Source organism: Nostoc sp. T09 (assembly GCF_002154695.1).
Classification (GTDB): domain Bacteria; phylum Cyanobacteriota; class Cyanobacteriia; order Cyanobacteriales; family Nostocaceae; genus Aulosira.
This window is the reverse complement of record NZ_MTAV01000181.1, coordinates 1-6,393: the sequence shown is the minus strand read 5'-3', so window position 1 is coordinate 6,393 and position 6,393 is coordinate 1. Positions and strand designations below refer to the sequence as shown.

General features: G+C 42.1%; 4 protein-coding genes. All 4 read left to right on the top strand.

The window, feature by feature from the left end; all coding sequences use genetic code 11:
* Nucleotides 1-410 precede the first annotated feature (410 nt).
* Nucleotides 411-932, top strand: a complete 522-nt coding sequence (locus BV372_RS29470; protein ID WP_086690232.1) for a Ycf51 family protein — start codon at nt 411-413, stop codon at nt 930-932.
* Nucleotides 933-1,752: 820 nt separating this feature from the next.
* Complete coding sequence (locus BV372_RS29465; protein ID WP_086690230.1) at nt 1,753-2,670, top strand: fatty acid desaturase; 918 nt, start codon at nt 1,753-1,755, stop codon at nt 2,668-2,670.
* Between the two features lie 716 nt (nt 2,671-3,386).
* Nucleotides 3,387-4,577 carry an iron-containing alcohol dehydrogenase family protein gene (locus BV372_RS29460; RefSeq protein WP_086690228.1) on the top strand — a complete coding sequence of 397 codons (1,191 nt, stop codon included), beginning with the start codon at nt 3,387-3,389 and terminating at the stop codon, nt 4,575-4,577.
* On the top strand, nt 4,574-5,755 hold the full coding sequence (locus tag BV372_RS29455; protein WP_086690226.1) for an aspartate aminotransferase: 1,182 nt from the start codon (nt 4,574-4,576) through the stop codon (nt 5,753-5,755). Before BV372_RS29460 ends, BV372_RS29455 begins: the two co-directional genes overlap by 4 nt.
* The last annotated feature ends 638 nt before the right edge of the window (nt 5,756-6,393 follow it).

The window sequence follows — 6,393 nt, the reverse complement described above, 5'->3', positions numbered from 1 at the left end:
TAATAACCAGCTTTAGAACCTGTTTAGTTCGTTTGTTCTAACAAAGTTGACATGCTCCCCGTCCAACGCAGTGGCTCCCCTACGTATATTTCTCTATTGATTGCCGAAATTATTAATATAAACTGTTAGATTTAGCAGGTTAAAAGTTTTTCTAAATAATAGAAACCTAGAGAAATAAGAGATACACATCAATAAATTATCTGTTTTAACGCCGAGGTTTCTGTTGCGAGGAGAAGTTTGCAAAGAGGTTCCATTCAAGACCTCAAACTTACTCTAAACCAGAGAATTACACAAACGAATCGGACTTTGATTTGCATCAAAGCGATCGCCGCAGTAACTCTTACGGTGTAAGCACTAGGTAGAATGGTTTATGTCCGTAATCGAAAAATGACGCCTCAGTAGCCAACCTTATGCTCACAACAGCTGACTTCCTTCAATACACCCAATGGTCAGGTATTGCCACTTTGGTATTTACTGTCTTGACGGTTCTGGCTTTTATTCTTAAATGGGGCATCCGCTTTCGGCTTGTGGGTACAACTGGCTTTATGCTAGTGCTGACGAGTGGTTTATTTGCACTTTCGTTAGTACCCTTGAGTCGCACTGTGATTCCGGGTGCAGGACGGTTCAGTCTAGTTTATGACAATGGTTCAACACAAGCAGTAATTGCAATCTCACCCCAGACTACGCCTTCAGCGTTAGAAGCAACTTTACGTCAAGCAGCTAGTAATCTGTATTCTTATGGCCGTTTAGGTTCACGAAATGAAAACTATCTAACAATTCGTGCCCGGACTCTGCTCCATCCAGAACCAGGGGTTTCAATACCACTATACTTGGGACAGATCAAGCGATCGCTAGCTAGTCGTGAAGACGCTGAGATAACTGTGGAAATTTACCCAGAAAAATTTGCTCAGTTGCCAACGCCCACTGCTTAGAAATGTCGGTAAAACAACGTGAGGCATAACGAAAACAATTTGTTATGCCTCAGGTTAAAGTGAAATCGAACTTAAAAATTAAAAACTTTCATACCATAAATCACTGCCAAAGTAGTGAATAGTAGGAATAATTTCCAGTCACATCCCACAGTTTTAGAATCCCGCGATTTAATCATGGGGAAACTAGTCTAGTCGGTAACTAAAGGAATTGTTTCAGCTATCTGTTATCAGGACAACATGGCAATGCCATATTGATACTGGGATTCAACACGCCTAATAATCGTCTGAGGGCAAATACTCTTTTAGCCTGTTGAACCCCAGTGAGTGATGCTGAGAGTGATCGCCTAATCATAAAATAAACAACTCATATTTAAAACCTATAACTTCAACTTTTATGAACATTATGGATTTTATAGCTTTTCTTATGCTGTGAATCTTCCGCTTGGATGAAGTTATACATACGCCAATTAATGTACTCTAATTCTATCGAAATCAAACCATTCCAAAATTTATTCACACTTAAAATCAGGGGCCAATTTATGTTATCTATTCTCTAAACACCTTATGAACGTTGAGTTTTGGGCTTCTAAGTATAAGTAAATGACTGTGAATGACAAATGTTCTGGATGTAATATTAATTTTATATATTTCTGTAACGAATTCAAATATGATGAACTTATATTATACATCTCCAACGGTTGCCAAAACTTAATTTCAAGCACCGCTCTTTCATGCTTTAGAAGTACCCCATCTATCGTTGCATCGTTATCTGCACCTGATGGCTAAATTCTATGGTCAGTTATCTCTTTTGAGGTTCTCTATGTTATCTAGACAAGAATATAAAATAGATATAATAGGTAATATTCCTTTTATATCTATTCATATTGGTAGCCTGCTAATTTTTTGGGTAGGCTTTAGTTGGGCGGCGCTAATTACATGCTTTGCTCTCTGGTTTATCCGAATGTTTGGAGTGACAGCAGGATACCACCGTTATTTTTCACATCGCACTTATAAAACAACGCGTTGGTTCCAGTTTATACTTGCTGTTCTAGGCAATGCTTCAGCCCAGTTAGGTCCACTATGGTGGGCAGCACATCATCGTCATCATCACCGCTACGCAGATACAAAACAGGATATTCATTCACCTGTTGTTCATGGTTTGTGGTGGTCGCACCTTGGCTGGGTGATGTGTCCTAAATATTCCAAAACAGATGAAAGGAACGTCCGTGATTTTGCACAATATCCAGAGTTGCAGTGGTTAAACCGTTTTCACATGACTGTCCCTATTGTTCTAGCAGTCACTTTGACTATAATTGGGATACTGTTTCAGCACTATATTCCTCAGCTAAAAACGACAGGCTTACAAATGCTTGTTTGGGGATTTTTCTTAAGTACTTTACTGCTTTATCACTCGACTTTTACAATTAATTCTCTTGCCCATGTCTTTGGATATCGTCGCTTTAACACAACAGATACTAGTCGCAACAATTGGTTTTTAGCTCTAATTACTCTAGGTGAAGGTTGGCATAATAATCATCATTACTATCCAGCTTCAGAACGGCAAGGATTTTACTGGTGGGAAATAGATGTTACTCATTACATTCTGAAGGTACTTTCATGGCTAGGAATTGTTTGGAATTTAAGAACTCCTCCCAGACAAATCTATGAGCAATTGTCTTTAAAATCGGCAAATCAAACTTCTCAAATTATCCAGATTGGTGATAATGATGTCGATTAAACAAAAAACGTCAGTAGCATTTTGATTAGCTTCGGAACTGCTATAGGATTCGTTTTTGGTTTTTGAAATATATGTAGAAAATACGTAGGATTGGCATTGTGCATCATATCCTCGTTTTGGTGGGCATTGCCCACCCTACACTACTAGGTTCACCAACACGTATGTAAATCACTACCGCATGTGCTATGCCACATTTTCAAGCGAGAACCTCCACAGGCGATCGCTCTTGGGTAAAAGCAGATAAACGCCCCACGTAACATTGCTGGCTGCTTATCCCTCAATTCGCAGATATTGTGTTTTTTGCATCAGTTATCGAGTGTATATCCCTACCCTGTGAAATTGATATTTGTTATATGCAGCAAGGTTTTGCACAACTGAGACTGCCTCATTTATTCAGTATATTCCTGCAAGCAGAATCTAGCTTGCCTGTTATCAGGAAAACATATTATTTTTTGTATTTCAGTATACAATAATTATTTTTTTAGATTAAGATATTAATTTAGCAATTCCACTAATGAGAAAAAATTAATCAGCCTATGGGTAATTGGTAATGGTGTCAGGAAAAATTATTGGTTCTTCCTCAGCCCCAAACCCGAATGTTGAGTCATATGGATTGCTAATGGTGGCAAGCAGCCTAACTTATAGCTATTAGGCATCATCCTTATTTATATTTTTAATTTGATTAAGAAATATCAAGGTTTTGGCAAACTAGTTATATGCCCAATCAATTTTCTACTCAAACCTTGTCTACTCAAACATCTAATTCATTATTGACGCTGGCGATCGCGCCAGCCAAAGTAATTCGTGGTTCTAGCATCTTGCAATCGGCATCAGCAGAAATCGCCAGTTTGGGAAGTCGTCCCTTAATTGTGGCGGGCGATCGCACTCTTGCCATTACCCAAAAGAGCTTGCAACCTATTTTAGAACAACAACAGTTACAGATAGCCCAAGCTGATTATGGTGCAGATTGCTGTGAAGCCAGCCTGAAATCTTTAGCTAAGGCAGCCAAAGCACATAAAGCTGATGTAATTATCGGTGTTGGTGGTGGCAAAGCCCTAGATACAGCTAAGTTAGTAGCGCATCAGTTGCAATTGCCAGTGGTGACAATTCCCACTTCAGCAGCTACCTGTGCGGCTTGGTCTGCCCTCTCGAATGTGTATTCTGAAGCAGGGGCGTTTCTTTATGATGTAGCATTATCTCGCTGTCCCGATTTACTCATACTCGATTACGACTTGATTCAAACTGCTCCACAGCATACTTTAGTAGCTGGAATTGGGGATGCGATCGCTAAGTGGTATGAAGCTTCGGTAAGTAGCGGACACTCACAACAAACTTTAACCATTGCCGCAGTTCAACAGGCACGAGTTTTGCGGGATATTTTATTGCAAAAGTCAACCGCCGCCTTGAACGAACCAGGTAGTGAGGTTTGGCGAGAAGTGGTAGATGCCACAGTTTTAATGGCTGGGGTAATTGGTGGACTAGGAGGCGCGCAGTGTCGTACCGTTGCTGCCCATGCTGTGCATAATGGTTTAACTCATATTGCCGGACATGGCAGTATTCACGGCGAAAAAGTTGCCTATGGAATTTTGGTGCAACTGCGTTTAGAAGAAATGGTACAAGGCAATCAGCTAGCAGCAGCTGCACGGCAACAATTGTTGAAGTTCTATGCAGAGATTGGATTGCCACAAAAATTGAGTGATTTGGGATTGGGCACAATTACCATAGCTGATCTGCAAACAGCAGCTGAAATAGCGCTAGTTCCGAATTCAGATATCCATCGACTACCGTTTAAAGTGGCGCTGGAACAATTAATGGCGGCGATGGTTTCTACCACGGCACCAGTAGATAGCCGAGACACGGTAAATCGTGTCTCAGTCAGGGGAATAAGTGACGAGGTTGAGGAATGAGTTTGGATTGGATTGTCCCAGCAGAACGTATACAGAAGCTACCACCTTATGTATTTGCCCGTCTTGATGAACTGAAAGCTAAGGCAAGAGAACAAGGGCTGGATTTAATTGATTTGGGGATGGGAAACCCTGATGGCCCGACACCACAACCGGTGGTAGAAGCGGCAATGGAAGCTTTGCAAAATCCCGCCAATCACGGTTACCCACCTTTTGAGGGTACTGCTAGTTTCCGCCGTGCCATTACTAATTGGTACAATCGCCGCTATGGTGTCACTCTCGATCCCGATAGCGAAGCTTTACCGTTACTCGGTTCTAAAGAAGGATTAGCCCATCTAGCGATCGCCTACATTAACCCTGGTGATATAGTTCTTGTACCTTCCCCCGCCTATCCTGCCCATTTTCGTGGCCCGGTAATCGCTGGCGGGCAAGTTTACAGCTTGATTCTCAAACCAGAGAACGACTGGTTAATTGATTTAGCGGCAATTCCCGATGAGGTTGCCGAAAAAGCCAAAATTCTCTACTTCAACTATCCCAGCAATCCGACCGCTGCCACTGCACCCCGCGAATTCTTTGAAGAAATCGTTGCTTTTGCCCGTAAATATGAAATTCTCTTAGTGCATGACTTATGTTATGCCGAGTTAGCTTTTGACGGTTATCAACCGACTAGCTTGTTAGAAATTCCCGGCGCAAAAGAAATTGGTGTAGAGTTTCACACGTTATCGAAAACCTACAATATGGCTGGTTGGCGTGTGGGATTTGTGGTGGGAAACCGCCATGTTATTCAAGGTTTACGCACCTTGAAAACCAACTTGGACTATGGTATTTTTGCTGCCTTGCAAACCGCAGCCGAAACCGCATTGCAACTACCAGATGTATATTTGCATGAAGTCCAACAACGCTACCGTACCCGCCGCGATTTCCTCATCCAAGGGTTAGGAGAATTGGGTTGGGATATTCCCAAAACCAAGGCGACAATGTATCTCTGGGTGAAATGTCCTGTGGGCGTTAGTTCCACAGATTTTGCCCTCGATGTCTTGCAGCAAACTGGTGTTGTACTTACCCCAGGTAATGCCTTTGGCGTTGCAGGAGAAGGATATGTCAGGATCAGTTTAATTGCAGATTGCGATCGCTTGGGCGAAGTTTTGCACAGATTTAAACAAGCTGGTATTCATTACTGATCAGCTGTGACGCATTTAAACTGTCTATTGAATCATCAGGGTTGTCATTGGTCATTAGTCATTTGTGTTTACAAAAAGCAAAGGACGGTCTTAACGAAAAAATGTCTAATTTAGACACCCATTAGCTTAACTATTTTCATCCATGACGACTAGACGCGAGATCTCGCGTCTTTTTAGTATTTATAGCAATCCGATATTTTAAAAATCATTTATGATATCATGTCCGGCAAATTACTTGTGATATGTCATTGCGAGTGGAACGTAGACACGAAGTGGCTTCCCGCAGGGTAGCAATCGCAAGGCTTTTGGGATTGCTTCATTTCGCTTTGCTACATTCGCAATGACATTGTGTAATTAATTATGTTTAACTACTTATCGAGCCTGGGTCGCCAGGCTACCCTGCGGGAAGCCCTCCGGGTTCAGCAGTCGCTCATGGGGGAAACCCCCAAGACTGCGCTGCTTCACCGCTACGCGTCTATGTTTGTTTAGCCCCAGACTTCCAATACGGTTCGGTTAAGATCCCCCCGCCGGCGACCCCCTTAAAAAGCTACGGTGTACACACAAGTACTATCTGCAAGGGTTTCAGGCGTTATAGACCCTTTAAATTGTCATTACGAGCGCAGCGATAGCCCAGCGAA

Bases quoted from the DNA above. Each gene is read 5' to 3' on its own strand.
- BV372_RS29470 (WP_086690232.1), top strand. From the start codon at position 411: ATGCTCACAACAGCTGACTTCCTTCAATACACCCAATGGTCAGGTATT.
- BV372_RS29465 (WP_086690230.1), top strand. From the start codon at position 1,753: ATGTTATCTAGACAAGAATATAAAATAGATATAATAGGTAATATTCCT.
- BV372_RS29460 (WP_086690228.1), top strand. From the start codon at position 3,387: ATGCCCAATCAATTTTCTACTCAAACCTTGTCTACTCAAACATCTAAT.
- BV372_RS29455 (WP_086690226.1), top strand. From the start codon at position 4,574: ATGAGTTTGGATTGGATTGTCCCAGCAGAACGTATACAGAAGCTACCA.